This window comes from Streptomyces vilmorinianum (assembly GCF_005517195.1).
Taxonomy (GTDB): Bacteria; Actinomycetota; Actinomycetes; order Streptomycetales; family Streptomycetaceae; genus Streptomyces; species Streptomyces vilmorinianum.
In genome coordinates this window covers 3,397,986-3,423,077 of record NZ_CP040244.1, presented here as the reverse complement: position 1 = coordinate 3,423,077, position 25,092 = coordinate 3,397,986, and the positions used below count along the sequence as shown (strand labels likewise).

General features: G+C 73.6%; 20 protein-coding genes. 12 read left to right on the top strand and 8 right to left on the bottom strand.

Going from position 1 to position 25,092, the window contains the following annotated elements; genetic code table 11:
• Positions 1-4 precede the first annotated feature (4 nt).
• Positions 5-1,228 (top strand): GTP-binding protein, encoded by a 1,224-nt coding sequence (locus tag FDM97_RS16045; RefSeq protein ID WP_137991082.1) that lies wholly within the window; start codon positions 5-7, stop codon positions 1,226-1,228.
• A 15-nt stretch (positions 1,229-1,243) separates the two neighbouring features.
• On the opposite strand, the gene FDM97_RS16040 is transcribed toward FDM97_RS16045, so the two are convergent.
• Positions 1,244-3,136: a heavy metal translocating P-type ATPase gene (locus tag FDM97_RS16040; RefSeq protein WP_137991081.1), complete on the bottom strand. Its 1,893-nt coding sequence runs from the start codon at positions 3,134-3,136 to the stop codon at positions 1,244-1,246.
• 107 nt (positions 3,137-3,243) lie between these two features.
• Between FDM97_RS16040 and FDM97_RS16035 the strand changes: the two genes are divergently transcribed.
• Together FDM97_RS16035 and FDM97_RS16030 are read left to right on the top strand one after the other, a co-directional pair.
• Positions 3,244-3,621 (top strand): ArsR/SmtB family transcription factor, encoded by a 378-nt coding sequence (locus FDM97_RS16035; RefSeq protein WP_137991080.1) that lies wholly within the window; start codon positions 3,244-3,246, stop codon positions 3,619-3,621.
• Between the two features lie 24 nt (positions 3,622-3,645).
• Positions 3,646-5,034 (top strand): FAD-dependent oxidoreductase, encoded by a 1,389-nt coding sequence (locus FDM97_RS16030; protein WP_137991079.1) that lies wholly within the window; start codon positions 3,646-3,648, stop codon positions 5,032-5,034.
• A gap of 49 nt (positions 5,035-5,083) precedes the next feature.
• Here the strand turns inward: FDM97_RS16030 and FDM97_RS16025 are convergent, their stop codons facing one another.
• Positions 5,084-6,424 (bottom strand): DUF2252 domain-containing protein, encoded by a 1,341-nt coding sequence (locus FDM97_RS16025; protein ID WP_137991078.1) that lies wholly within the window; start codon positions 6,422-6,424, stop codon positions 5,084-5,086.
• Between the two features lie 197 nt (positions 6,425-6,621).
• On the opposite strand from FDM97_RS16025, the gene FDM97_RS16020 reads away from it, so the two are divergent.
• Positions 6,622-7,374, top strand: a complete 753-nt coding sequence (locus FDM97_RS16020) for a GntR family transcriptional regulator (RefSeq protein ID WP_137991077.1) — start codon at positions 6,622-6,624, stop codon at positions 7,372-7,374.
• An 85-nt stretch (positions 7,375-7,459) separates the two neighbouring features.
• Here the strand turns inward: FDM97_RS16020 and FDM97_RS16015 are convergent, their stop codons facing one another.
• Positions 7,460-8,995 carry an amino acid permease gene (locus tag FDM97_RS16015; RefSeq protein WP_137991076.1) on the bottom strand — a complete coding sequence of 512 codons (1,536 nt, stop codon included), beginning with the start codon at positions 8,993-8,995 and terminating at the stop codon, positions 7,460-7,462.
• A 58-nt stretch (positions 8,996-9,053) separates the two neighbouring features.
• Positions 9,054-10,031, bottom strand: a complete 978-nt coding sequence (locus FDM97_RS16010; protein ID WP_137994851.1) for a hypothetical protein — start codon at positions 10,029-10,031, stop codon at positions 9,054-9,056.
• Between the two features lie 297 nt (positions 10,032-10,328).
• Here FDM97_RS16010 and FDM97_RS16005 point away from each other — a divergent pair, with 297 nt between their 5' ends.
• From FDM97_RS16005 to FDM97_RS15980, 6 genes are all read left to right on the top strand, one after another.
• Entirely contained in the window at positions 10,329-11,780 is a 1,452-nt protein-coding gene (locus tag FDM97_RS16005; protein WP_137991075.1) for an FGGY family carbohydrate kinase, read from the top strand.
• Positions 11,777-13,225: an FAD-dependent oxidoreductase gene (locus FDM97_RS16000; RefSeq protein ID WP_137991074.1), complete on the top strand. Its 1,449-nt coding sequence runs from the start codon at positions 11,777-11,779 to the stop codon at positions 13,223-13,225. Before FDM97_RS16005 ends, FDM97_RS16000 begins: the two co-directional genes overlap by 4 nt.
• Positions 13,210-14,442 (top strand): FAD-dependent oxidoreductase, encoded by a 1,233-nt coding sequence (locus tag FDM97_RS15995; RefSeq protein WP_254705617.1) that lies wholly within the window; start codon positions 13,210-13,212, stop codon positions 14,440-14,442. Before FDM97_RS16000 ends, FDM97_RS15995 begins: the two co-directional genes overlap by 16 nt.
• A 117-nt stretch (positions 14,443-14,559) precedes the next feature.
• A complete protein-coding gene (locus tag FDM97_RS15990; RefSeq protein ID WP_137991073.1) occupies positions 14,560-15,294 on the top strand; it encodes a D-Ala-D-Ala carboxypeptidase family metallohydrolase in 735 nt (244 codons plus the stop codon).
• A 23-nt stretch (positions 15,295-15,317) separates the two neighbouring features.
• A complete protein-coding gene (locus FDM97_RS15985; protein ID WP_137991072.1) occupies positions 15,318-15,800 on the top strand; it encodes an NUDIX hydrolase in 483 nt (160 codons plus the stop codon).
• 56 nt (positions 15,801-15,856) lie between these two features.
• Positions 15,857-16,102 carry a hypothetical protein gene (locus tag FDM97_RS15980; protein WP_137991071.1) on the top strand — a complete coding sequence of 82 codons (246 nt, stop codon included), beginning with the start codon at positions 15,857-15,859 and terminating at the stop codon, positions 16,100-16,102.
• A gap of 7 nt (positions 16,103-16,109) precedes the next feature.
• On the opposite strand, the gene FDM97_RS15975 is transcribed toward FDM97_RS15980, so the two are convergent.
• Both FDM97_RS15975 and FDM97_RS15970 read right to left on the bottom strand, forming a co-directional pair.
• Entirely contained in the window at positions 16,110-17,351 is a 1,242-nt protein-coding gene (locus tag FDM97_RS15975) for a cytochrome P450 family protein (protein ID WP_137991070.1), read from the bottom strand.
• Between the two features lie 99 nt (positions 17,352-17,450).
• Complete coding sequence (locus FDM97_RS15970; RefSeq protein WP_137991069.1) at positions 17,451-17,999, bottom strand: CGNR zinc finger domain-containing protein; 549 nt, start codon at positions 17,997-17,999, stop codon at positions 17,451-17,453.
• Between the two features lie 75 nt (positions 18,000-18,074).
• Between FDM97_RS15970 and FDM97_RS15965 the strand changes: the two genes are divergently transcribed.
• Positions 18,075-19,307, top strand: coding sequence for an MFS transporter (locus FDM97_RS15965; protein WP_137991068.1), 1,233 nt, complete (start codon positions 18,075-18,077; stop codon positions 19,305-19,307).
• Here FDM97_RS15965 and FDM97_RS15960 read toward each other — a convergent pair.
• Positions 19,280-21,160 carry an NAD(P)-binding protein gene (locus FDM97_RS15960; RefSeq protein ID WP_137994849.1) on the bottom strand — a complete coding sequence of 627 codons (1,881 nt, stop codon included), beginning with the start codon at positions 21,158-21,160 and terminating at the stop codon, positions 19,280-19,282. The genes FDM97_RS15965 and FDM97_RS15960 overlap by 28 nt on opposite strands.
• Before the next feature lie 288 nt (positions 21,161-21,448).
• On the opposite strand from FDM97_RS15960, the gene FDM97_RS15955 reads away from it, so the two are divergent.
• Complete coding sequence (locus FDM97_RS15955; RefSeq protein WP_137991067.1) at positions 21,449-22,786, top strand: D-alanyl-D-alanine carboxypeptidase family protein; 1,338 nt, start codon at positions 21,449-21,451, stop codon at positions 22,784-22,786.
• A gap of 106 nt (positions 22,787-22,892) precedes the next feature.
• On the opposite strand, the gene ligA is transcribed toward FDM97_RS15955, so the two are convergent.
• Complete coding sequence (gene ligA, locus FDM97_RS15950; protein WP_137991066.1) at positions 22,893-25,007, bottom strand: NAD-dependent DNA ligase LigA; 2,115 nt, start codon at positions 25,005-25,007, stop codon at positions 22,893-22,895.
• Positions 25,008-25,092 lie beyond the last annotated feature (85 nt).

The following is a 25,092-nucleotide window of genomic DNA, read 5'->3' as shown; positions in this document are numbered from 1 at the left end:
CGCGATGACGGACACGGCGACCCGCGAGGGCACCGAGGGCACATCCGACCGCCGCCTTCCGGTCACGGTCCTCTCCGGCTTCCTCGGAGCGGGCAAGACGACACTGCTCAACCACGTCCTGGCCAACCGGGACGGTCTGCGTGTCGCCGTGATCGTCAACGACATGAGCGAGATCAACATCGACGCCGCGCTCGTACGGGGCGGGGACGCCGCGCTCTCCCGCACCGAGGAACGCCTTGTCGAGATGACCAACGGGTGCATCTGCTGCACCCTGCGCGACGACCTCCTCGAAGAGGTGGACCGGCTGGCCCGCGAGGGGCGGTTCGACCATCTCCTCATCGAGTCCAGTGGCATCTCGGAACCGATGCCCGTGGCAGCCACCTTCGCCTTCCCGCGCGACGACGGCGCCACGCTCGGGGACCTCGCCCGCCTGGACACCATGGTCACGGTCGTCGACGCGGCGAACTTCCTGCCCGAGCTCGACGGCGGCGACGGCCTCGCGGAGCGCGGCCTCGCCCCGTACGAGGACGACGAGCGGACCGTCAGCGATCTCCTTATGGACCAGATCGAGTTCGCGGACGTCATCGTCGTCAACAAGCTCGATCTGGTCGGCGCGGCGGACGCGGACCGGCTGCGGGCGGCGCTGACCCGCCTGAACCCGGCCGCGCGGATCGTCCCGGCCGTCCACGGCCGGCTGCGGCCCGCCGAGATCCTCGGCACCGGCCTGTTCGACCTGGAGCGCGCCCAGCAGGCGCCCGGCTGGGTCATGGAGCTCAACGGCGACCACATCCCCGAGACCGAGGAGTACGGCATCTCCTCGACCGTCTTCCGCGCCGAACGCGCCTTCCACCCCGGGCGGTTGTGGCGGTTCGTGACCGACGGCGCCGAGGGGATGGACAGCGGGGCGTACGGCCGGATCCTGCGCTCCAAGGGCTTCTTCCGGCTGGCGGGCCGCGAGCGGGTCACCGGTCTGTGGTCCCAGGCGGGGGCGGTGGCCCGGTTCGAGCCCTCGGGCGTCGTGGGCGAGAGGCCCGAAGGACCGGACCACGCCCAGGAGTTGGTGTTCATCGGTACGGAGCTGAGGGTGGCGGCGCTCCACGAGGCGCTCGGGCGGTGCCTGGTCGCCGACGGCGAGACGGGCCCGTGGGAGGACCCGTTCCCCGAGTGGGCCGTCCACGGCCTGGACGACGTCTGCGAGCACGAGCACGCCGCCTCCGTCCCGGCCTGACCGGCCGACCCCGGCTCACTCCCCGGCCGCCGCCTTCCGCCAGGCGGCATCGCGCAGCAGCCGCAGCCCGTTCAGCCCCACGAGGACCGTGGAGCCCTCGTGACCGGCCACGCCCAGGGGCAGCGGAAGGTGACCCACCAGATCCCAGATCACCAGGGCGCCGATACAGGTGCCCGCGATCACCAGGTTCTGGACCACCAGGCGGCGCGCGCGGCGCGAGAGTGCCACGACCGCGGGGACCGTGGCCAGTTCGTCGCGTACGACGACCGCGTCGGCGGTCTCCAGGGCGAGGTCGGAGCCGGCCCGGCCCATGGCGATGCCGCTGTGGGCTGCGGCCAGGGCGGGGGCGTCGTTGACGCCGTCGCCGACCACCAGGACCCGGGAACCGGCCTGCTCCCACTCCCGTACGGCCGCGACCTTGTCCTGGGGCAGCAGCCCCGCCCGAACGTCGGCGATGCCGGCCTGCCGCGCGATCCGGCCGGCGGCGCCCGCGTTGTCGCCGGTCAGCAGGGTGGGTGCGGTGCCGGTGAGGCGGGTCAGGGCGGCCACGGCCTCGGGCGCGCCGTCGCGGAGCCGGTCCGCGAGTCCGAGGACGGCGACCCGCGTGCCGTCGACGACGACCTCGACGGCGGTGTCGCCGTGCTCGCCCTCGGCCCGCCGCACCCGCACCTCGCGCCCCTCGACGCTCGCCCGTACGCCGTCGCCCGGCACCGAGGTGAAGTCGCTCGCCTCGGGGACGCGCAGTCCCCTGGCGCGCGCCGCGGCCACCACCGCGCGCGCCAGCGGGTGTTCGCTGGGCAGCTCGGCCGCGGCGGCGAGCGCGAGGGCCTCCGGGTCCCCGTGCACCCGGGTCACGCGCGGCGCGCCCTCGGTCAGGGTGCCGGTCTTGTCGAGCGCGACCTTGTCGACCGTGCCCAGGCGCTCCATCACCACGGCGGACTTGACCAGGACGCCGTGGCGTCCGGCGGTGGCGATCGCGGAGAGCAGCGGCGGCATGGTGGCGAGGACGACCGCGCAGGGCGAGGCCACGATCATGAAGGTCATGGCGCGCAGCAGCGTGGTGGTGACGTCGGCGCCGAGGGCGAGCGGGACGGCGAAGAGCGCCAGGGTGGCGACGACGACGCCGACGGAGTAGCGCTGTTCGACCTTCTCGATGAAGAGCTGGGTGGGCGCCTTGGTGGCACTGGCCTCCTCGACGAGGGCGACGATCCGCGCGATGACGGAGTCTCCGGCGTCCTTGTCGACGCGGACGCGCAGCGCCCCGGTGCCGTTGAGCGTGCCGGCGAAGACCTCGTCGCCGGGCGTCCTGGCCGCGGGCAGCGACTCCCCCGTGATGGTCGACTGGTCCACGTCGCTCGCGCCGTGGACCACGGTGCCGTCGGCGGGCAGCCGCTCCCCCGGCCGTACGAGAACGGTGTCGCCGATCCGCAGCTCGGCCACGTCCACCGGCTCCTCGGCCCCGCCCGTCAGCCGCACGGCCTTCGCTGGGGCGAGGTCGAGCAGGCCTCGTACGGAGTCGGCGGTGCGGCGGGTGGCGAGCGCCTCCAGGGCGCCGGAGACGGCGAAGATGACGATGAGCAGGCCGCCGTCGAGGTACTGGCCGATCGCCGCCGCGCCGATCGCGGCGACCACCATGAGCAGATCGACGTCGAGCGACTTCCGCCGGAGCGCCTTGAGGCCCTCCCAGCCTGGCTCCCAGCCGCCGGCGGCGTAGCAGACCGCGTAGAGCGGCCCCCAGGCCCAGGCGGGCGCCCCGGCCAGGTCGAGCGGCAGGGCGAGGAGGAAGGCGACGGCGGACAGGGCCGCCCAGCGGACTTCGGGCAGGTCCCGGACACGGGTACGCCGGGAGGCGGGCGGGGCCGTGTCCGCGGGGGCCGCGGTCCGGGCCTCGAGCACCGGGGAAGCCATGGGGTACACCTCTTCGAGGGGGACGTCGGGGCGATGCGACACCACCATAGCGGAATACATGAAGAGGTCTTCATTCATACGTTTATCGCCGCCGCTACGATGAGCCCATGGGACACGGAGTGAACGGCGAGACGACCCCGGCAACCCACCTGGACGCGGAGTCCGCGGCCACCATCGCCGCCACCCTCCAGGCCCTCGCGACGCCCTCGCGGCTGATGATCCTCACCAAGCTGCGCCAGGGGCCGTGCGGAGTGACCGAACTCGCCTCCGCCGTCGAGATGGAGCAGTCGGCCGTCTCCCACCAGCTGCGCCTGCTGCGCGCGCTGGGCCTCGTGACCGGGGTCCGGCAGGGCCGCCGGATCGAGTACAGCCTGTACGACAACCATGTCGCGCAGCTCCTGGACGAGGCCGTGTACCACATCGAGCATCTGCGTCTCGGCGCACGTGATGTGCCCCGCGAGACCGTGGATACTGGTCAGTCGTAGATCCTTTTCGGGGAAGGGGCGGGGATGGCCGACGAGTTGGGGCACCGCAGGACACGTCATGCGGTGGTCATCGGGGGAAGTCTCGCGGGCTTGCTGGCGGCGCGGGTGCTCAGCGAACACGCGGAGAAGGTGACGGTCGTCGAGCGCGACCGTTTCCCGGAGGAGCCGGACGCCCGGCCCGGAGTTCCGCAGTCCCGGCACATTCATGTCCTGCTCGACGCCGGACAGCAGGCGCTCGACGAGCTGCTCCCCGGCTTCACGGGTGAACTGCGCGAGCTCGGCGCGCCCCGGGTGGGGATGCCCGAGGACATGGTCCAGTGGCAGAACGGACGCTGGTTCACCCGCCTGCCCGCCACCACGTATCTCTACACGGGCCCGCGCGCCCAGTTGGAGTGGCTGGTGCGCCGTCGCGTCCTCGCCGATCCCCGTATCGAGATCGTGCAGGGCACGGAGACCGTCGGCCTGATCGGCGACGCGGAACGGGTGCGCGGCGTCCTGCTGCGCGAGCGCGGTGCGGGGAGCCCGAAGGAGACCCGGTCCCTGAAGGCCGACCTGGTGGTCGACGCCTCGGGCCGCGGCACGCGCTCGCCCGACTGGCTCGCCGCGATCGGGGCGGAGGCCCCGCACGAGGAGACCATCGACACCGGCCTGGCGTACGCGACCCGGATGTACCGCGCCCCCGAGGACGCCGGGACGGACGCTCTCGGCTACAACGTGGTCCCCAACCCCGGTCAGGTGTACGGCGGTGTGGTGCTGCCCCTCGGGGACGGGCGCCACCTGGTCACCCTGTCCGGGCTGCGGGGTGACGAACCTCCCACGGACGAGACGGGGTTCGAGGCGTTCGCCGCGAAGCTCCCGCACCCCGTCGTGAGCGACTGGATCGCGAAGGCCACGCCGGAGTCCCCGGTGCACGGCTTCCGCTCGACCGCGAACGTCCGCCGCCGGTACGACCGTCCGGGCCGCCGTCCTGCGGGCTTCCTCGCCACCGGCGACGCGCTGTGCACCTTCAACCCGATCTACGGACAGGGCATGACGGTCGCCGCGCTGAACGCCGTGGCCCTGCGCCGGGCGCTGTCCGACCCGAAGCGCACGCCGACCACGCGTACGGTCCAGAAGGCGCTGCTCGACTCCGCGCAGCAGGCATGGGACATCTCGGCCGGCGCGGACAAGAAGATGCCCGGCGCCACGGGCAACGCGATGACCACGCGGGCGCTGGACAAGCCGGTGGGCTGGTACCTGGGCCGGCTGCAACAGCGGTACGGCGGGGATCCCGTGGTGGGGGCGGCGTTCCGCTCCGTACTGACGCTGAACGCCCCGATGACCTCGCTGTTCGCGCCCGCGGTGGCCCGTGCGGTGCTCTTCGGGCCAATCCCGCAGACTCCGGACGAGCCGCCGATGCGACGCGAGGCCTGACGACGCCGGTGGGGCCGGTGCGGGTGGTGCACCGGCCCCGCCCGCACCGTCACACGCCCGGCGCCGCCGCCACCACGCCCGCCGCTATCGCCGCGCTCAGCGCCGCGTAGTCGTCGGCGTTCTGGTCCGCGTACCGGATCGCGAAGTCGGCGATCGCCCGGTCGAAGACGTCCGAGGAGCCGAGGTAGGCGGCGATGGCGATCCGGTCTCCGGAGCGGGCGTGCGCGCGGGCCAGGGCGCGGCCGCAGAGTCCGGCGTAGTCGCGCAGTACCGCCGGTGACATGGCCTCCACCTCGGCGGAGCCCTTCATGTCGCGCAACTGGCGCCAGTAGAAGTGGCGTTGCTCGGGTCCCGTCATCCAGCCGAGGAAGATGTCGCTGGCCGCCTGGATCAGGCGCTGCCCGCAGACGACCCGCTGGCCCTGGTGGGCGTACGTCGTCGGCGGCAGATACGGCTCCAGGACCGAGCGGCCGGCCTCCTTGACCTGCAGGATCAACGGGTCGCTGTCGTCACGGCCTTCGAGCAGCAGGATGAAGCAGCGGGTGCCGACGCTGCCGACGCCGACGACCTTGCGGGCCGCGTCGACGAAGCGATAGCGGTCCAGGAGCAGCCGGCGCTCCTCGGAGAGGGAACTGCGGTAGTCGCTGAAGATCTTGCCCAGGGTGACCCGGTCGATGTCCGTGACGCGTTCGAGGAGCGGCGGGTCGTCGACGATGCGCCTGCTGCCGCTCTGGTCCTGCTCGGTGAGCTTGCCGAGCGCCTGGAGGCTGGTGCGGCGGCGGGCCCGGGCGAGGCGGTTCTCGAACTGGGCGCGCCGGTCCCGGCGCACGAGGGGTGCCAGGTCGGCGGTGTCGATCCGCTCGTACCAGACGGCGAGCTCCCCGAGGCCGGCGAGACGGCGGATGGAGGTGCGGTACGTCTCGGTGGCGGCGAGGGCCGCGCGATGGGCCTTGGCCTTGGTGTTGCCGTTCTGCAGGGCGGCCACGGCGACGCTCGCGGCGAGCCGTTTGACGTCCCACTCGAAGGGGCCCGGCAGGGTTTCGTCGAAATCGTTGACGTCGAAGAGAAGCGCCCGTTCGGGTGACGCGTAGACGCCGAAGTTGAGCAGATGGGCGTCGCCGCAGAGCTGGACGGTGAGGCCGGTGTGGCGCTGGGCGGCGAGGTCGGCTGCCATGACGGCGGCCGCGCCGCGCAGGAACGCGAAGGGCGAGACGACCATACGGCCGTACCGGATGGGGACCAGCTCGGGGACCCGGTCGACGGACTGCCGGTCCAGGACGGCCAGCGGGTCCGGGCGCTGCGAGGAGGGTATCCACCGGCCGTGCGAGGACCGGGGCACGCTCTTGCGGGCCGCCTTGCCCACTTCGGCCCGCGCTGCCGGTGTCGTCATCCGGCCTCACCCGCCTCTTCCACCGCCGCTACCGGTCGAGACTCATTACAAGGTCAGATGCCGCTCCGCGCACCCCGGGGCGTTCCGGGTTTCGGCCACTCCCGTCGCCCCCTCTTCCTTAATGGTTTAGACCAATGATAGGAATTGATCACCCACACGGCCCAGACTGTCACGCTGAGCAAAGAGAGGGTTGGAACATGGCTGAACCCGAACCCGAGCAGGCGGCGGTGGTCCCGCTCTACCTCAAGGTCGCCGCCGCGCTGCGCGGCGACCTCGCCGACCGGCGCATCTCCCCCGGCAGTCGGCTCCCGTCCGAGCGCTCCCTCGCGCACCGCTACCACGTCAACCGGCAGACCGTCCGCAGCGCGCTCCACCTGCTGCGCGAGGAGCGGCTCGTCGTCACCGACCGCCGCGGCACCTTCGCCGCGGGCACCGAACACGAGCCGGGCGTACCGGCTCTGACGGCACGTCGGCAGCTCTTTCCGGGTGGGAAGGAAGCGGCCGACGCCCTGGTACGCGCCTCCCTCACCTGGGAGGCGCCGCCGGCCTCGCTCGCGGCGCGGCTCGCACTCGTCCCCGGCGAGCCCACCCTCGTCCACCGGCACGTCGTCCTCTCCCCCGGTGGAACACCGCTCCAGCGGTCGGTGTCCTGGTTCTCCCGGCCGGCGCTCGCCGAGATCCCGCAACTCGCGAAGTACCGGCGGGGCAGGGGGACCGTACTGCAGCCCGATCTGCGCCTGCTCTACCACTGGATGCATCAGGCGGGGCTGCGGCTCACCCACCGGGAGTCGATCGGGGTGCCGCCGAGCTCGGCCGCGGGGGTCGGGGGCGGCACGGCCCGGCTGGTCGTCCACCGGGTGGTGAGCGACCAGCACGGGCATGCGCTGGAGATCACGGACGTCGACTTCGCGGCGCAGGGAGCCGCGTGGACGTACGAGTTCAGCGACTGAGGAGCGACTGAGGAAGAAATCTGGATATCGGATGTCGGATGTCGGATCCAATGTCCGACATCCGATATCCATCATCCCGGATCCGTCACACGATCCCCTCCGCGATCTCCGCCTCCTCACGGGCCGTGCCGTACGCCGACGGCGTGCCGTACGAACGGCGGGCCACGTACCACCACACGCTGGCGAGCACGAGGACGACGGCGAGCGCGATGACCGCGTAGTTCATGGACTCGACAGTCACCGGGGACTTCTGCGGCAGGCAGAAGAGGACGGTGACGACGGCGACCCAGATCACGGCGGTCCAGCCGATCGGGCGGCTCCAACGGCCGAGGCTCCACGGCCCCGGGGTGAACCGCTTCCCCGCCCGCAGGCGCAGATAGATCGGGATGGCGTAGGCAGGAGTGATGCCGATGACGTTGATGGCGGTGACGGCGCCGTAGGCGGTGGCGGAGTACAGCGAGGGCACGGCGAGGAGCGCGGCGACGCCGACCGCGAGCCAGACCGCCGGCACCGGGGTCTGCGTACGGCTGCTGACCCTGCGCCACAGGGCCGAGCCCGGCAGGGCGTTGTCGCGGCTGAAGGCGAAGACCATGCGACTGGCGGCGGCCACCTCGGCGTTGCCGCAGAAGAGCTGGGCCACGATCACCACCAGCAGCAGGGCGGTGGCGCCGCCGGAGCCGAGCGCGTCGAGCAGGATCTGGGCGGGCGGTACACCGGTGGCGGTGTTCTGCGTGCCCGCGTAGTCCTGGATCGCGAAGGTCAGTCCGGCCAGCAGTGCGAAGCCCGCGATCCAGGAGACCCAGATGGCCCGGACGATGCCCTTGGCCGCGCTGACGGAGGCGTTGGAGGTCTCCTCGGAGAGATGAGCCGAGGCGTCGTAGCCGGAGAAGGTGTACTGGGCGAGGAGGAGGCCGACGGCGGCGACGTAGAACGGGTTGGCCCAGCCGGTGTCGTTGACGAACTCGGTGAAGACGAACTCGGCGGACTGGTGGCGGTCGGGGACGAGCGCCAGGGCGCCGACGATCACGGCCACCCCGGCGAGATGCCACCAGACGCTGATCGAGTTGAGCACGCTGACCAGGCGGACCCCGAAGAGGTTGAGCACGGCGTGCAGCAGCAGGATCACGAGGAAGATCAGAAAGGTCGAGCCGGCCGTGGGCGCGATGCCCCACTGGAGGTTGAGGAAGGCCCCGGTGAACAAGGCCGCGCCGTAGTCGATGCCGGCGATCGCACCGAGCAGGCCGAGCAGATTCAGCCAGCCGGTGTACCAGCCCCACCGGCGGCCGCCCAGCCGGTCGGCCATGTAGTAGAGCGCGCCGGAGGTCGGGTAGGCGCTGGTGACCTCGGCGAGCGCGAGGCCGACGCACAGGACGAAGAGGCCGACTCCCGCCCAGCCCCACATCATGACGGCGGGTCCGCCGGTGCCCAGGCCGAAGCCGTAGAGCGTCATGCAGCCGGAGAGGATCGAGATGACGGAGAAGCTGATGGCGAAGTTGCCGAAGCTGCCCATGCGGCGGGCCAGGACGGGCTGGTAGCCGAGCTCTCTGAGCCGGGCCTCCTCGTCCTGGCCGGCCGGCGGCGTGCGTAAGGCGTCGACGGGGACGGGGGTGGTGCGGGACATGCCGGTACCTCCGGGGGGAAGGGGTGAGCGGGGCTGGGGAGGGGGCGGTGACGCGAGGTCAGTGGCCGAGACAGCGGGCGCGGGCACGCAGGAAGTCCTCTTCGGCCAGTGCCCGGTCGTCGGGGCGGGCCGTGCGGTACGCCCAGGGCAGCACCGTGTAGTACGGCCCCAGGGCCTCGAAGACACGCGCGGCGTCGGGGAAGCGCAGGGCGCCGTGGAGGGCGTGGGCGAGATGGTTGAGGTCGAGGAGGGAGGCCTCGTCGGTGGCGCAGAAGAGGAACCAGGAGTTCATCGCCCGCGCGGCGTCGCGGATGGCGTCCTCGGCGACCCAGTGCAGGTCGAGGGCGTGCTCGTGGCCGCGTTCGCGGCGGTAGCGCTCGACCCTCACGTAGAGCGGGAGGGCGTGCAGGGCGGAGCCGGTCGGGGCCGAAGCGGCGGCCCACTGCGCGTAGGTGACGGCTTCGGAGAGCGGGCCGGAGCTGCTGCGCGCGTAGAGGAACTGGAGCATGCGATGGTGCGCCTCGCGATTGTGCGGGTCGCGTTTCTCGGCCTCCGCGAGCAGTCCCCAGGGGCCGGGCGGGAGTATGGGGGCGGGCGGGCGGACCCGGTGCTGTTCCATGTGCTGCCGGTCGTCGAGCACGGCGAGGGCGAGCAGACAGATCCAGGGGACGGGGTCGGCGGGCGCCTGTTCGGCGGCGTCCCGGCAGGCGGTCCAGGCGCTCTGCCACAGTTCACGGGTACGGGGGTGGCCGGAGCGGTGGGCTCGTACGGCGCGCTCGACGGCGACCCGGGTGTGCATCACGGTCGCGGGGACACTGTCCGGCTGCTCGGTCCGCCAGGCCTGGACGACATCGGTGCCGGCGGCGACGGTGGCGAGCACCTGGGTGCGCCGGGTCCAGTCGGCCCAGCCGGGCGTCTCGTCGAGTAATCGGGCCATGGACACCCAGCGGCCGGTCCGCAGATCCTGGACGGCATGGCGCAGGGCATGGTCGTGGCCCGCCGGGTGGTAGACGGGCCGGAAGCCGTGGCCTGCCATCACGGAGCGGGGCGTGCGGTGGGCGACATGGGTCCTCGGTGGGTGGAGGGGGTGGTCAGTCCCCGGTGGGCATCCCGGCCGTTGATCGGCGATCACTATAGAGTCCGCTGGACGAGCCCGGTCCACTTTCACATCTGACCGTAACTATCCGGCCACGGACCGAATATGAGCATCCGTCAACTCCTGGCGCCAAGCCGACGCCCGCGCCGCGGCCCGCTTGACGGGGACGGATCGCGTCCACCACTCTGTCCGCTTCTGCGATCAAGGACGAAGACCTTCGAGGACGGGAGTACGACGATGACGGGCCCGGTACTCGCCATCGACCAGGGCACCTCGGGAACCAAGGCGCTCGTCGTGTGCCCCGAGCGAGGTGTGATCGGCGCGGGCTCGGCGCCCGTACGGCCCCGCTACCTGCCGGGCGGCCTGGTGGAGGTCGATCCGGCCGAGCTGTACGACTCCGTCGTCGCCGCCGGGCGTGCCGCACTGGACCGGGCGGAGACCCCGGTCGCCGCCGTGGGCCTTGCCAATCAGGGCGAGACCGTCCTCGCCTGGGACCCGGAGACGGGCGAGCCGCTCACCGACGCGCTCGTCTGGCAGGACCGCAGGGCGGAGCAGCTGTGCACCGAACTCTCCGCTCACGCCGACGAGTTGAAGCAGTGGACCGGGCTGCCGCTGGATCCGTACTTCGCCGCACCCAAGATGGCCTGGATCCGTCGCCGGCTCACCGGGGCGGGAGTCGTCACCACGAGCGACGTCTGGCTGGTGCACCGTCTCACCGGCGCCTTCGTCACCGACGCCGCGACCGCGGGGCGGACCGGTCTGCTCGATCTCGACACCGTGTCCTGGTCCGCCCCCGCCCTCGACGTCTTCGGGCTGGGCGGCGAGCGGCTGCCCCGCGTGGTCGACGCGGACACCCGCGTGGGCGTCACGACGGCGTTCGGCCCACCCCTCCCCCTGACCGGTCTGCTCGTGGACCAGCAGGCCGCCCTCCTCGCACAGAGCGTCACCGAACCGGGCGCGGCCAAGTGCACGTACGGAACAGGGGCGTTCCTGCTCGCACAGACCGGCCCGACCCCGCGCCGCGGCGATTCGGGCCTCGTGAGCTGTGTCGCCTGGCGGCTCGCCGGCCGGACGAGCTACTGCCTGGACGGCCAGGTGTACACGGCCGCGTCCGCCGTGCGCTGGCTGACCGACCTCGGGGTGCTGTCGGGAGCCGAGGACCTCGACGCCGTGGGCGGGACGGTGCCGGACACCGGCGGGGTCACCTTCGTACCGGCCCTCGCGGGGCTCGCCGCGCCGTGGTGGCGCGGCGATGTGCGCGGGTCCCTGCACGGCCTGGGCCTGGACACGACCGGCGGGCATCTGGTCCGCGCGCTGTGCGAGGGAATCGCGGCGCAGGTCGTGGAGCTGGCCGGTGCGGCAGCCGCCGACCTCGGCAGACCGCTCACCTCGCTGCGCGTGGACGGCGGACTCACCCGCTCCGCACTGCTGATGCAGACCCAGGCGGACCTGCTCCAACTCCCGGTCGAGGTGTCGGCGTTGCCCGACGCCACGGCGCTGGGGGTCGGCGCGGTGGCCCGGCTCGGCCTCGATCCGGACCTCACCGTCCACGAGGCCGTCCCGGAGTGGAAGCCGTCGGCCGTCTACGAGCCCGCGATCGCGCGTGCCGAGGCGGAGGAACGCGTACACCGGTTCCGTACCGCCGTCGCGGCGCTCCTCGACCGCTCCCCCGGAGCGTCACACCCATGACGGCGGGCCGGCGACGCGGGGCCGTCACCCGCGCGGGAGCGCTGCCGGACACCTCGGCGCCCGGCGCGGAGTACGACGTCGTGGTGGTCGGTGCCGGGGTGGTCGGCTGCGCCGTCGCCCGCGAACTCGCCCGGCGCCCGTTGCGTATCGCGCTCGTCGAGGCGTCCGGTGACGTCGGCGAGGGCACGTCGAAGGCCAACACGGCGATCCTGCACACCGGTTTCGACGCCGTGCCCGGCTCGCTGGAGGCCCGGCTGGTACGGGACGGGCAGCGGCTGCTCGCGGACTACGCGCGGGAGACGGGCATTCCCGTCGAGCCGCTCGGAGCTGTCCTCGTCGCCTGGGACGAGGAGCAGCTGGCCGCGCTTCCCCGGCTCGCGGAGAAGGCCAGGCGCAACGGCCACCGCACCACCCGCGTCCTGGGAGCCGGGGAACTGCGCGCGCGGGAACCGCACCTGGGGCCCGGGGCGCTCGGCGCGCTGGAGGTGCCGGGCGAGTCGATCATCTGCCCGTGGACGACCACGCTCGCGTACGCGACGCAGGCGGTGCGCTCCGGGGTCGACCTGCACCTCGACTGCCGGGTGGAGAAGGCGGATCCGGGTGCGCCGCACCGGCTGATCACCCCACGCGGGGTCCTGCGGGCCCGGTATGTCGTCAACGCGTGCGGGCTGTACGCGGACCGGTTCGACGCGCTGTTCGGCCGGCGGGACTTCACGGTGACGCCGAGGCGCGGCCAGCTGATCGTCTTCGACACGTTCGCCCGCTCCCTGGTGCGGCACATCCTCCTCCCCGTCCCCGGCGTGCTCGGCAAGGGCGTCCTGGTCACGCCGACGGTGTACGGGAACGTGCTGCTCGGCCCGACGGCCGAGGACCTGGACGACAGGACGGCCACCGGATCGACCGCCGAGGGCCTGGCGGCCCTGCGGGCCCAGGGCGGCCGGATCCTGCCCGCTCTCCTCGACGAGGAGGTCACGGCGGTCTACGCCGGGCTGCGGTCCGCGACCGAGTACGACGACTACATGTGCGCCGCTCACCCGGCGCTGCGGTACGTCACGGCGGGCGGTATCCGGTCCACCGGGCTGACAGCCTCGCCGGCGATCGCCGCGCACGTGGTGGAGCTGCTCGCGGACAGCGGACTGGTCCTCGGGGCGGAGCGGCCGCTCGCCCCGGTCCGGATGCCGAACCTGGGCGAGGCGTTCCCCCGCCCGTATCGTGATGCCGAACTCATCGCGCGGGACCCGGAGTTCGGGACGATCGTCTGCCACTGCGAGCGGGTCACGAGAGGCGAGATCCGGGACGCGCTCGCCTCGACGGTGCCGCCGGGCTCACTCGACGGGCTGCGGCGCCGGACGCGGGCGCGAGCGGGCCGGTGCCAGGGTTTCTTCTGCGGGGCGACGGTCCGCGCGATGTTCGAGGAGGCGGGTCACCCGTGGCCGGAGCGGTGAACCGTACGGTGGACGTGCTCGTCGTCGGCGCGGGGCCCGCCGGGCTCGCCGCGGCCGCCCGTCTCGCCGCCGCGGGCCCGTACCGGATCGAGGTCCTTGAGCGGGAGCAGGAGGCCGGCGGTGTGCCGCGCCACTGCTTCCACGGCGGCTTCGGCCTGGCCGACTTCGGCCGCCCGCTGGACGGGCCCGCGTACGCGCGGCGGCTGGCGCGGGCGGCGATGGTGGCCGGGGCCGCAGTCCGTACCCGGGTCTCGGCCGTCGGCTGGTCGGGCCCCCTCACCCTGGACGTCACGGCCCCGACCGGGCTCGAGAGGATCACGGCGCGGGCGGTGGTCCTCGCGACCGGGGCACGCGAACGGCCGCGCAGCGCGCGCCTGGTGCCCGGGACACGACCGGCCGGGGTGCTGACGACCGGCGAGCTGCAGCAGTCCGTCCATCTGTACGGGGTGCGCCGCGAGCGCCTCGGGCGGCGGGCCGTCGTGCTCGGCGCGGAGCCGGTGGCCCAGCATGCGGTGCGCACGCTCCGCGGGGCCGGGGTGGAGGTGGTGGCCATGGTCACGGAGCAGTCGCGCGGGCCCCGGCGGTTCGGGGCTGTACCGCCTCCGCCGCTGCTCACGGGCGCGAGGGTGACGGAGCTGCTGGGCCGGGGGCGGCTCACGGGCGTCGGCGTGAGCCGTCTCGACGGACGGTCCGGGGTGATCCGCTGCGACACGGTCGTCTTCACCGGGGACTGGATCCCGGACCACGAGCTGGCCCGTGAGGGCGGGGTGCCGCTCGACCCGGGTACGCGCGGGCCCGCGGTCGACGGCTCCTTCCGTACGGGATCGGCGGGGGTGTTCGCGGCGGGCAACGTGCTGCGCGGGGTCGAATCGGCGGGCGCGGCCGCGGGCGAGGGGCGCGGGGTGGCGGACGCGGTGCTCCGACACCTGGCGGGGGCGCCGTGGCCGCTCTCGGGGGTGCCGGTGACGGCGGCCGGCGCCCTGCGGTGGGTGGCACCGAACCGGATCGACGAAGGGGCCGCCGGCCGTGCGTTTCTGCTGCGGGTGAGGGAGCCACTGTCGCGTCCGCTCGTGGAGGTCTCGCAGGACGGCCGTATCCTCCACCGCTCACAGCTCCTCGGCACGGCGTGGCCGCACCGCTCCGTGCGGCTGGGCGCCGGATGGGCGCGCCGGGTGGATCCGGCGGGCGGTCCGGTGACGGTGCGGATCGGCTCGTAGGCGCCAGTGGCCTGGGCCATTGGCACATGTCCCGCACCGTTGACCAGCGCCCCGCGCCACCCCATCCTCATCGTCATGCTCATGACGGAGATCCCGTCTCTTCGACACGGAGGTGTCATGGCCCGGCGCATGGTCAGATCCCTGCTCGCCACGGTCCTGGTGGTGGTCGCCGCCCTCGCGGGCACGCTCGCCACATCCGGCACGGCGCACGCGGACGAGTGCTACACCTGGGGCCGCACGCTGTCCTCGGGCATGTCCGGTGCGGACGTGACGCAACTGCAGATCCGGGTCGCCGGCTATCCCGGCTACGGCGCCGTGCTCGCCGTCGACGGCGACTACGGCCCCGCCACCAAGGCGGCGGTGACCCGCTTCCAGCAGGCGTACGGACTGGCCGCGGACGGTGTCGCCGGTCCCGCGACCTTCTCGAAGCTGTACGCCCTCCAGGACGCGGACTGCACCCCGGTCCACTTCACCTACGCCGAGCTCAACAAGTGCAACAGCGACTACTCCGGCGGCGCCGTCAGCGCGGCCACCGCGAAGTCCAACGCCCTGCGCGCGATGTGGAAACTGGAGGCGATGCGCCACGCGCTGGGCGACGTACCGATCTCGGTGAGCAGCGGCTTCCGCTCGTACGCCTGCAACTCGGCGGTCGGCGGGTCGTCGGACAGCCGCCATCTGTACGGTGACGGGGTCGACCTGACGGGGTCGCCGTCGCTGTGCACCCTGGCCAAGCAGGCGCGCTACCACGGGTTCAACGGGATCCTCGGCCCCGGCTACCCGGGCCACGGCGACCACGCGCACGTGGACACCCGCGCCTCCCGCTACTGGTCGGCGAGTAGCTGCGGTATCTGACGCGTTCGGCCACACTGGTCGGTATGCCGGACAAGCGCAGTGCTGGGCTTCTTCTCTTCCGCAGAACGGCGGACGGTGGCTTCGAGGTGCTCATCGGCCATATGGGCGGGCCCTTCTGGTCGTCGAAGGACGTCGCGGCCTGGTCGATCCCGAAGGGCGAGTACGGCCCCGAGGAGACACCGGAGGCCGCCGCCCGCCGCGAGTTCGAGGAGGAGCTCGGCCTGCCGGCCCCGGACGGGGAACGGATCGCGCTCGGCGAGGTACGGCAGACGAACGGAAAGACCGTCACGATCTGGGCGGTGGAGGCCGATCTCGACCCGACCCGGGTCGTGCCGGGGACGTTCACCATGGAGTGGCCGCGCGGTTCGGGCGTCCAGCGGGAGTTCCCGGAGATCGACCGGGTCGGCTGGTTCGCCCCCGAGGCGGCCGCACCGCTGCTCGTCGCGGCCCAGCGGGTCTTCCTCGACAGGCTCTCCGCGCACCTGGACGGGCGGGGCGAACCCTGATTGTCAGACCCGTACGAGAGGGTGGAGGGTGCCAACCTGTCGAGAGGGAGCCCGACATGACCACGATCACCGCCCGTGAGCGCGCCGCCGCCCAGGCGTACCTTCGCCTTCTGGAGTCCACCCAGGCCGTGCTGACCGATCCGCACCTCGTGCCCTACGCGGCGGCGATGCTCACCCACCCCATGACCGAGGCCGACGAGGCCCTGCGCGCCGCGGGCCTCTCGGGCAACGAGGCGCATCTCCTGCGCCTCGTCTCGGCCTTGCGCGCCTCCCCCGCGGGCGATCGCGGCCGCGCGGGCTGAGCATCTCCTAGAAGGGGCGGCTGCGGCCGGCGAGACGTACGGGCAGGGTTCGCACGCTGTTGCCGACGAAGCTCGCGTGGCGGGTCAGGTCCGCTTCGGGGACGGCCAGGTCCAGGTCGGGGAAGCGGGTGAAGAGCGCTTCCAGGGCGATCCTCGCCTCCATGCGGGCGAGCGGGGCGCCCAGGCAGTAGTGGGGGCCGTGGCCCAGGGAGAGGTGTGTGGCGGCCGGGGCGCGGGTGATGTCGAAGCGGTCGGCGTCCGGGCCGTGGGCCTTCGTGTCGCGGCCTGCCGCCGAGTAGCCGGCCAGGACCGGCGTGCCCTTGGGGATCAGGGTGCCGTCGACGGTCAGGTCACGGGTGGGGTAGCGGAACGGGAAGTAGCTCACCGGGCTGTCCCAGCGCAGGGTCTCCTCGACCGCGGCCGACCAGTCGGCGCGCCCCTCGGTGAGGTGGGCGAGCTGGTCGCGGTGGGCGCACAGGGCGCGCACGGCGTTGGTGACGAGGTTGAGCGTGGTCTCGTGGCCGGCGATGATCATCAGGACCAGGGTGCCGATGAGTTCGGGCTGGCTGAGCCGGTCGCCGCCCTCGTCCCGGGCGGCGATCAGCGCACTGGTGAGGTCGTCGCCGGGGTCGCGGGCCCGGTCGGCCGCGATGGCGGTGAGGACCTCCAGGAGCTCCCGGTTGGCCGCGACGGCCTGCTCGGGACCGATGTCGGTGGCGACGACCTGACTGGAGAGGTGGTGCAGGCGGTCCTGGTGCCTCTCCTCTACGCCGAACAGTTCGCAGATGACGCCGAGGGGCAGCGGAAGGGCGAAGTGCCGCCGCAGGTCGGCGACGCCGTCGCCCGCTCGGGCGGCGTCGGCGAGCCGGTCGAGGAGCCCGGCGGTGACCGCCTCGATCCGGGGGCGCAGCTCCTCGACACGGCGCGCGGTGAACGCCTTGCCGACCAGGGAGCGCAGCCGGCGGTGGTCGGTGCCGTCGGCGGTGGTCATGCCCTGGACGGTGGCGAAGGTGCGCAGCGGCCAGCCCTCGGGTATGCGGCCCTCGCCGAGGGCGGTGAAGTGCTGGGCTCCCTTGGCGACTTCGGGGTGGGAGAGAAAGTCGCGCAGCGCGTCGTGCCCGAGCACGGCCATGCCCTCGATGTCGCCGGGCAGCACCACGGGGGCCACGGCCCCCTGAGCGAGCAGCCGGGCGTTGGCGGCGTGCGGGCAGCCGCCGGCGGGGTCGAGACGGTACGGCGAGGCGTTCACCTGGCACTCCTGACGACGAGGGCGGACCCGGGGCGGACCGATGCGACTCGCGAGCGGTCAGATCCTACGGTCAACCTGCTCCGTTTCGAACGGAGTTGGTCACGTCCTGGCGCGGCGCCGGTGGGCGGCGACGCGCTCGCGGGAGGCGCAGGTGGCGGAGCAGTACCGCCGGGCGCTGCCGGGGCCGGTGCCCAAGTAGAACGTGGAGCAACGGGCGGCGGCACAGACGCCCCAGGTGATCCGGCCGTACTCGGTGAGAATCCGGGCGAGGGCGAGGGCGCTGGACGCGAGGAACCAGTCCGCCCAGCCGGTGTCGTCACCCCGGTCGACGTGCAGATGCCAGGGGTGGCCGTCGTGGCGCGAGAGCCGTGGCGGTCCCGCGTGTGCGGCGAGCAGGGAGTTGAGCTCCCCGGCCGCGCGGTCGGGGTCGGTCTCGTCGAGCACCCCGCTGATGCGGGTGACGGCGGCGCGCAGCTCCTCGGCGTCGGTCGCGGAGAACGCGGCCGGGGTGAGGTCGTCCGGGTTCTCGCCATGGCGGGCCAGCAGCTCGGCGAGGGCTTCACGGGGCAGCCGGGGAGTGTCCCGTACCGCGTTCGCGAGGTCGATCAGCCGCTGCGCGGGCCGGAAACCCTGGCCGGAATCGTTCATGAGGACCGCCGTTCGTGCGTGTAACGTCTTCTTCCACCAAGACGTTACACGGGGGTGGTCGGGGTGGGGAGAGCCGTGCGGCACTATCTGGGGACGGCGTTCTTCGCCCGGCTCGCCGAGGAGGGCATGCCCGTCGCCGTGGTCCTGCTCGCACTCGCGCGGACGGGCGACGCGCGCCTGGGCGCGCTCGTCCTCACCGCGTGGATGGCGCCGCACATCGCCGCGGCCCCCTTGGCCGGGGCGCTCGCCGAACGGGTGCGCAGGCCCGTGCTCTTCCATGCCGCCGCGCTGGGCGGCCTCGCCGTCGCCGTCCTGACACTGGCGCTCCTCACCGGGCGCGCCCCGGTCGCGGTCGTCCTCGCCGTCGCCCTGCTCGGCGGCGGTTGCGGTCCGGTGGTCTCCGGCGGCCTCTCCAGCCTGGTCGCCTCCCTCGCCCGCCCGGGGCGGGAGCGCGACCGCGCCTACGCCCGCGACTCCACGGTGTACAACGCCGCGTCCGTCGCGGGACCCGCCCTGGCGGCATCGACGGCGACGGTCGCGGGACCGGGGGCCGCCGTCGCGGGCCTGGGATGCTCCGCGGCCCTCGCCGCCCTCCTCGCCGCGTTCCTGCCGGCAGGACGCGGGACCCCGACAGGTTCCGCGCCCGGTGCGCCGGGGGCACAGGTCGTTCGACGACGGTCCCTGGGGGCTGCTCTTGTGGCCGGACTCGTGGCCGTCTACGGCGTTCGGGAGCTACGGGCGGTCACAGCCGCCACCTGCGTCGGTTTCCTCGGGATGGGCGGTCTCACCACGACGGCCGTGCTGCTGTCGGCCGAGCGTGGCCGACCGGGCGACGGCGGGCTCCTGATGACCGCGTTCGCCGTCGGCGCGCTCGTCGGGTCGCTCGCCGTCGACCGGCTGTGGCCGCGCGTGCCGGCCGGACGGCTGGTCGGCGCGACGCTGCTCGGCACCGGCGTGGCCCTGGCCGCGGCGGCCCTCGTTCCCTCGCCGCTCGTGTGCGCGGCCCTGTTCGGCGCGGCCGGGCTGTGCGACGGACCGCTGCTGACGGCGACCCTGCGGATCCGGGCGGACCACGCGCCGGCCGGTGTACGGACCCAGGTCTTCACCCTGGGCGCCGGGCTCAAGATCTCGGCGGCGGCGTGCGGCGCCGCGCTGACCGGGCTCGCGGCGCAGGCGCCCCCTGCCCTGCTGCTCCTGGCCGCCGCCGCGACGCAGTTCGTCGGCGCCGCGCTCCACCACTTCCTCCGGCGCGCTCCGCGCGGCGAGATCGTGGCAGCGTCTCAGCCGACGGGGTCCGGTACGGGCTGACGCGGGCGGTGGCCGAGGAGTTCGGCGAGGCCGCGACGGGTGGCGGCGAGGACGACCCGGTCCTCCGGGGCCAGGACGCGGGCGGGGTCCAGTTGCCAGACGAGTCCCGCTCCGCGGTGGCCGAGGGGTGCGGGGCCGGTGGCCAGCGCGATGACCCGCCAGGCTCCCGGGCGGAAGGCCTCGGCCACCGTCCTGCCCTCGAGGAGCGGGTTGCCCGCCGCCCCGACGGCCGCGAAGAGCAGCACACGGCGCTCCACCGGGATGGCGCCCAGGATCTGGCGGCCCATCATGGCGCCGGCGAAGGCGGGGGCCGCCAGGTGGGAGACGCTGCGGCTGCGGGTGAGAGCCTCGGGGTGGGCCGCGCGCAGGGTGCGGTAGACGGCGGTGGCGAAGTCGTCGTCGTACAGCCGCAGGGCGACCCGCAGATCGGATCTGACGGAGCGGGCGTAGAGCGCGGCCTCCAGGTTGGTGATGTCGATACTGGTCAGGGCGAGGAGAGCGTGGGCCCGATGGATGCGGGCGGCCTCCAGGACGCCCTCCTCGGTGACGTCCCCGATGACGGTCGGCACGCGCAGCCGGCGGGCCAGCGCGATGCCGCGCGCCTCCGGGTCGGACTCGACGCAGACCACGGGGATGTCCAGCCTCCGCAGACGCGCGAGGACGCGTGTGCCGACCTTGCCGAGGCCGAGGAGCACCACATGCCCGGACAGGCCGCGCGGCGGGCGGCGCAGCGCGGTCGCCGTACGGAAGGTGCCGAGCGCCTCCAGGAGTCCCGCGATCAGGACCGGCATCAGCAGCAGGCCGACGAATCCTGCGAGGATCTGCAGCACCTGACGGCTGGTCGCCTCGCCGACGGCCGGGTCCCCGATGGCGAAGAGGTCGAGGAGCGTCAGATACGCGGCGTGCAGCGGGTGGTCGCCGGTGGTGAGCCAGGAGGCGAGGGCGATCGCGCCGACGGCGGCGGCCACGCCCGCGAGCGACCAGCGAAGGCGGGGGGAGAACAGCGAGCCGACGGGCAGGCCGGAGGCGCCGAACCGGTTCGCGGCCAGGGTCGGACCGGCGTATGTGATCGCCTCCAGGGCGACCGTGCCCCGGCCCGGGGCGGCCGCGACCGCCCGGTCGTCGGGCAGCAGCAGCGGGCCCTCGTCGCCGCTGCGCTCCGAGCCCTCGCAGCCTGCCGGGTCGTTGGTGGTCGCCGACAGCAGGGCGAGGGTGCACAGGCCGGGGTCGGCGACCTCGCCGTGGGCGGGCGGGGTCCGTTCGACGGCGTGCAGGAGCAGGCCACCGGCCTGGACGACCTTGCTGGTGCCCGCGACGGCGGTGGCCGCGAGGGCGGGGGCCGCGGTGTCCGCGTCGGACAGCACGGTCGTCGAGGCATCGAGGAACGCGGGGTCGGGACTGGGCTCGGCGAGGGCGCCGGCCTGGTCCAGGAGGGATTCCAGGTGCTGGCCGAGCTTGCGGTTGTAGAGCCGGATGACCAGGCGCAGTCGTGGGTTGAGACGCCGGGCGGCGAGCGCCGCGCGGATGTTCGTCTCGTCGTCATCGTGGACGAGGGCGAGCGCGGCGGCCTTCTCGACCCCCGCGTCGATCAGCACCGCGTCGTCGATCTCGGCCGTCTCGACGAGCCGGACGGACCGGCCCGCGGCCGCGCCGGCCCGCTGTTCTCCGACCGCCGTGCGCGTCACGGCCGCCGTCACCCGCCCGAAGAGCGCGGAGGCGAGGCCCGGGCGGCCCGCCGGCCGCTGCGGGGCGTCGCTCCGCGCGGGTACGAGCAGGGTGACCCGCTCCCCGTAGACGTCGTGGAGCTCACCCGCCAGCCGGTGGGCGAGCACGTCGTCCCCGCAGACGACCATGTGGCCGTCCGGGGCGGGCCGGGGCGGCCGTTCGGCGCGGAACACGGGCGCACCGAACGGCGCGGCCTGCGGGTCGGCGGCAGGCGGGCGCTCCACGGGCTCGGGCGGAACGGGCGTACCTGCGTGAGGAAGTGAGGACACGTCACCAGCATGCCCTGCCCCACCGACATCCCCGCCACCGCGGGCCGGCCCCCGCCCAGGGCGCGACACCGCCCGGACGCCACGCGCCGTACGCCGGTCGGCGCACTCCGATCTGCGAGGGAGGTCACCACTTTCTACGGTGGCTGAATGATCGTCATGTCAGCTGTCCGTCATGCTGCCGCCGGTACCGCGGCGCTGCTGCTCATGTTGCCCGTCCCGGCGGCCACGGCATCGTCCGTCACCGAACCCACGCCTCCCGCCGAACGCTTCGTCGATCCCGCTTTGCTGTACCGCTCGGGAACGCAGGTCCAGCCGCTGCCCGGAGCGCCGAGCGCGCCGTCCTCGGTGTCCGCGCTGTCGTGGCTGGTGGCGGACGCCTCCACGGGCGAGGTGCTCGCGGCGCACGACGCGCACCGGCGGCTGCCGCCGGCCAGCACGCTCAAGGCCCTGTTCGCCGTGACCGCACTCCCCCACATCGACCAGGAGGAGCGGCACACGGTCTCCGAGTCCGAGCTGACGGGGATCGGCCACGGCAGCAGCATGGTGGGGGTGAAGGCCGGATACACCTACAAGGTGTCCGATCTGTGGAACGGGGTCTTCCTCAGCTCGGGCAACGACGCGGTCCGGGTGCTCGCGGCGATGAACGGCGGCTGGGAGTCGATGGCGCGTCAGATGCAGGAGAAGGCCCGGGACCTGGGGGCGCGCGACACGCGGGTGGTGTCCCCGGACGGGTACGACGCGCCGGGCCAGGTGTCGTCCGCGTACGATCTGGCGGTCTTCGGCAGGGCGGGGCTGCAGGACCCGGCGTTCACCCGGTACTGCTCCACGCCGTACGCCGACTTCCCCGCCGGGGGCTGGTCGTACGGCATCCGCAACACCAACAGGCTGCTGACCGGGGCGGACGGGGTGGCCCGTTACCCGGGGCTCATCGGGGTCAAGAACGGCTACACCAGCGGCGCGGGGAACACCCTGATCGCGGCGGCGAAGCGGGGCACGCGGACCCTGGTCGTGTCCGTGATGAACCCGCAGTCGGGTGGGGGGCTCGCGGTGTACGAAGAGGCGCGCACGCTGCTCGACTGGGGCTTCGACGCGGCGGGCCGGGTCCGGCCGGTGGGCTCCCTCGGACCGGCGCGGGAGAAGGCGAAGAACGTGGCGAAGAACGTGACGAAGAACGTGACGAAGGACGGGACGAAGGACCGGCAGGCGAAGAAGTCGGTGCCGCCGGCGGGCCCCGAGGCGGACCGGCCGGCGCGGGCACAGGCGAAGGAGGCTCCGCGTGAACCGGCGCGGACGGGTCCTGCGGCGGTGGCGGCGGACGCGGCGGCGCTCAGCGCGCCGGAGAAGGCGGCCGTGTCCCGCGAGAACGTGCCCTCCGGCCCGTGGGCGGGGCTCCCGCTGGCCCTGGTGGGGGCGTCTCTCGGCGCCGCGCTCTCGCTCTGGATGTGGCGCCGCCGGCCCACCCGGCGTGGCGACGGGGGGCTGTGACGGGGCAGATGACCGCTGGTCGTGCGGCGTTGCTGGAGACGCCGAGGCCTGTGCGCGCCAGAGGCCCGGGTGAACGCCGCACGATCCGGCTCCCACGTTCCCCCGGTCAGACGGGCAGGAAGTCACCGAGCAGGACGGCGAACTCCTCCGGGTCCACCAGCCGGATGCCCAGTTCCTCGGCCTTGGTCCGCTTGGACCCGGCCTTCTCGCCCGCGACGACCAGGCCGGTGCGCTTGGAGACGCTGGAGGAGGACTTGCCGCCGGCGCGCTCGATGAGTTCGTTCATCTGGTTGCGGCTCAGGGCTTCCAGGGCACCGGTCATCGCGCCGGTGACGACCACCGACAGCCCGGCGAGCGGGCCGGCCACGGCCTCGGTGGTGTCGGGCTCGGTCCCGGGCGGGGGCGGCGGGGTGGCTCCGGGCTCGGTCATGTTCACCCCGGCGGCGACGAGCTTGTCGACGACGGCGCCCAGCTCGGCCAGTTCGGCGACGATGACCGGCGCCTTCTCGGCTCCGATCCCCTCGACCTGCTGCATCGCCTCCGCGTCGGCCGCGCGGACGGCGTCCATGGTGGCGAAGTGGCGGGCTATGCGGCGGGACATCGAGCGGCCCGTGCCGCGGATGCCGAGGGCGCACAGGACCCGGGCGAGCGGGCGGGTGCGGGCGGTGGCGATCGCGGCGAGGAGGTTGTCCGTGCTGGTCTCCCCCATGCGCTCCAGGCCGAGCAGCTGCTCGCGGGTGAGGGTGAACAGATCGGCCAGGTCCACGACGAGCGCGGCGTCGACGAGCTGGACGATCCGGCTCGCGCCGAGCCCCTCGATGTCGAGCTGGTCGCGGCCGACGGCGTACGACAGGGAGGCCACGAGGTGGCAGTCGCGCCCACGGGCGCATCGCCAGCGCTGCTCGCTGCGGTCGATCTCCGAGCCGCACTGGGGGCAGCTCTCGGGGAAGCCGATCGGCTGCTCCTCGCCGGTCCGCAGGTGGGCGACGGGCGCCTCGACCCGGGGGATGATGTCGCCGGCCTTGTAGACCATCACGTGGTCGCCGAGACGCAGATCGCGGCGCGTGATGTCGGAGGGGTTGTGCAGCGTGGCGTAGGTGACGGTGCTGCCGTCGATCTCCACCGGTTCCAGGACCGCGCGGGGAGCGATGATGCCCGTGCGGCCCACGTTCCATTCGACCGAGAGCAGCCGGGTGACCTTCTCCACGGCGGGGAGCTTGTACGCGACGGCCCAGCGCGGTGCCCGGGAGCCCGCGCCGGCCTCGCGTCGGTCGGCGGCGAGGTCGGCCTTGACGACGATCCCGTCGATCCCGAACGGCAGTTCCGCCCGCAGGGCGGCTATCTCCGCGACGCGGGCCAGCACCTCCTCCGTGGCGCCGGCCGTGCGGCCGGGGACGGCCGTGGCCCGCGAGGTGTGCAGTCCGAGGGCGGCGGCCCGCGCGATCAGCTCGCTGTGCGCGAGCTCGTCGAGGCCGGCCGCGTCCCCGGCGCCGTCCCCCGACTCGTCGCCTGCCTCGGTCCCCGACCCGTTCAGCGGCAGCACGTCGTACGCGAAGAAGGTCATCTCGACCGTGTACGGACGGTCCTTGGCGCGCAGGGTACCGGCCGCGGCGTTGCGCGGATTGGCGAACGGCTCGCCGCCGTGGGCGACCCGGATGGGATTGGCCGCCTCGAACTGCTCGGTGGTCATCAGGACTTCGCCGCGTATCTCGACCGTGACGGGCTCGGTGAGCCGCTCCGGCAGCCCGACGATCGTGCCGATCGCGTGCGACACGTCCTCGCCGGCCGTCCCGTCGCCGCGGGTGATGAGCCGGGCGAGCCTCCCCCGCTCGTAGCGTGCGGCGATCGCAAGTCCGTCGAGCTTCGGCTCGACGCTCCACCGCTCGACGCTCCGGCCGATCCGGCGCTCCAGGGACGCGGCCCAGCTCGTGAACTGCTCGGCGGAGAAGACGTTGTCGAGCGAGAGCATCTGCCGGGTGTGCGGCACATCGCCGCTCGCCGCGCCGCCGGCGACCTTGTCGGTCGGCGAGTCCGGCCGCACCTGGTCGGGGTGCTCGGCCTCCCAGGCCGCTATCGCCCGGCCGAGCCGGTCGTAGGCGTCGTCGTCGAGCGGCGACGTGCCGCCCGCGTAGTAGGCGGCAGCGGCCTGCTTGGCGTCCTCGACCGCGCGCGCGTACGCGGCGGCATCGGCAAGAACCGGAGTCGTTGTCATGGTGTCCATCGTGCCGGGCACCACTGACAGTCGGCTCCGGTCCACGTGCCGGGCGGCGATGTGCCGGGCGGCGGCCGACAATTGGCCGATCAGC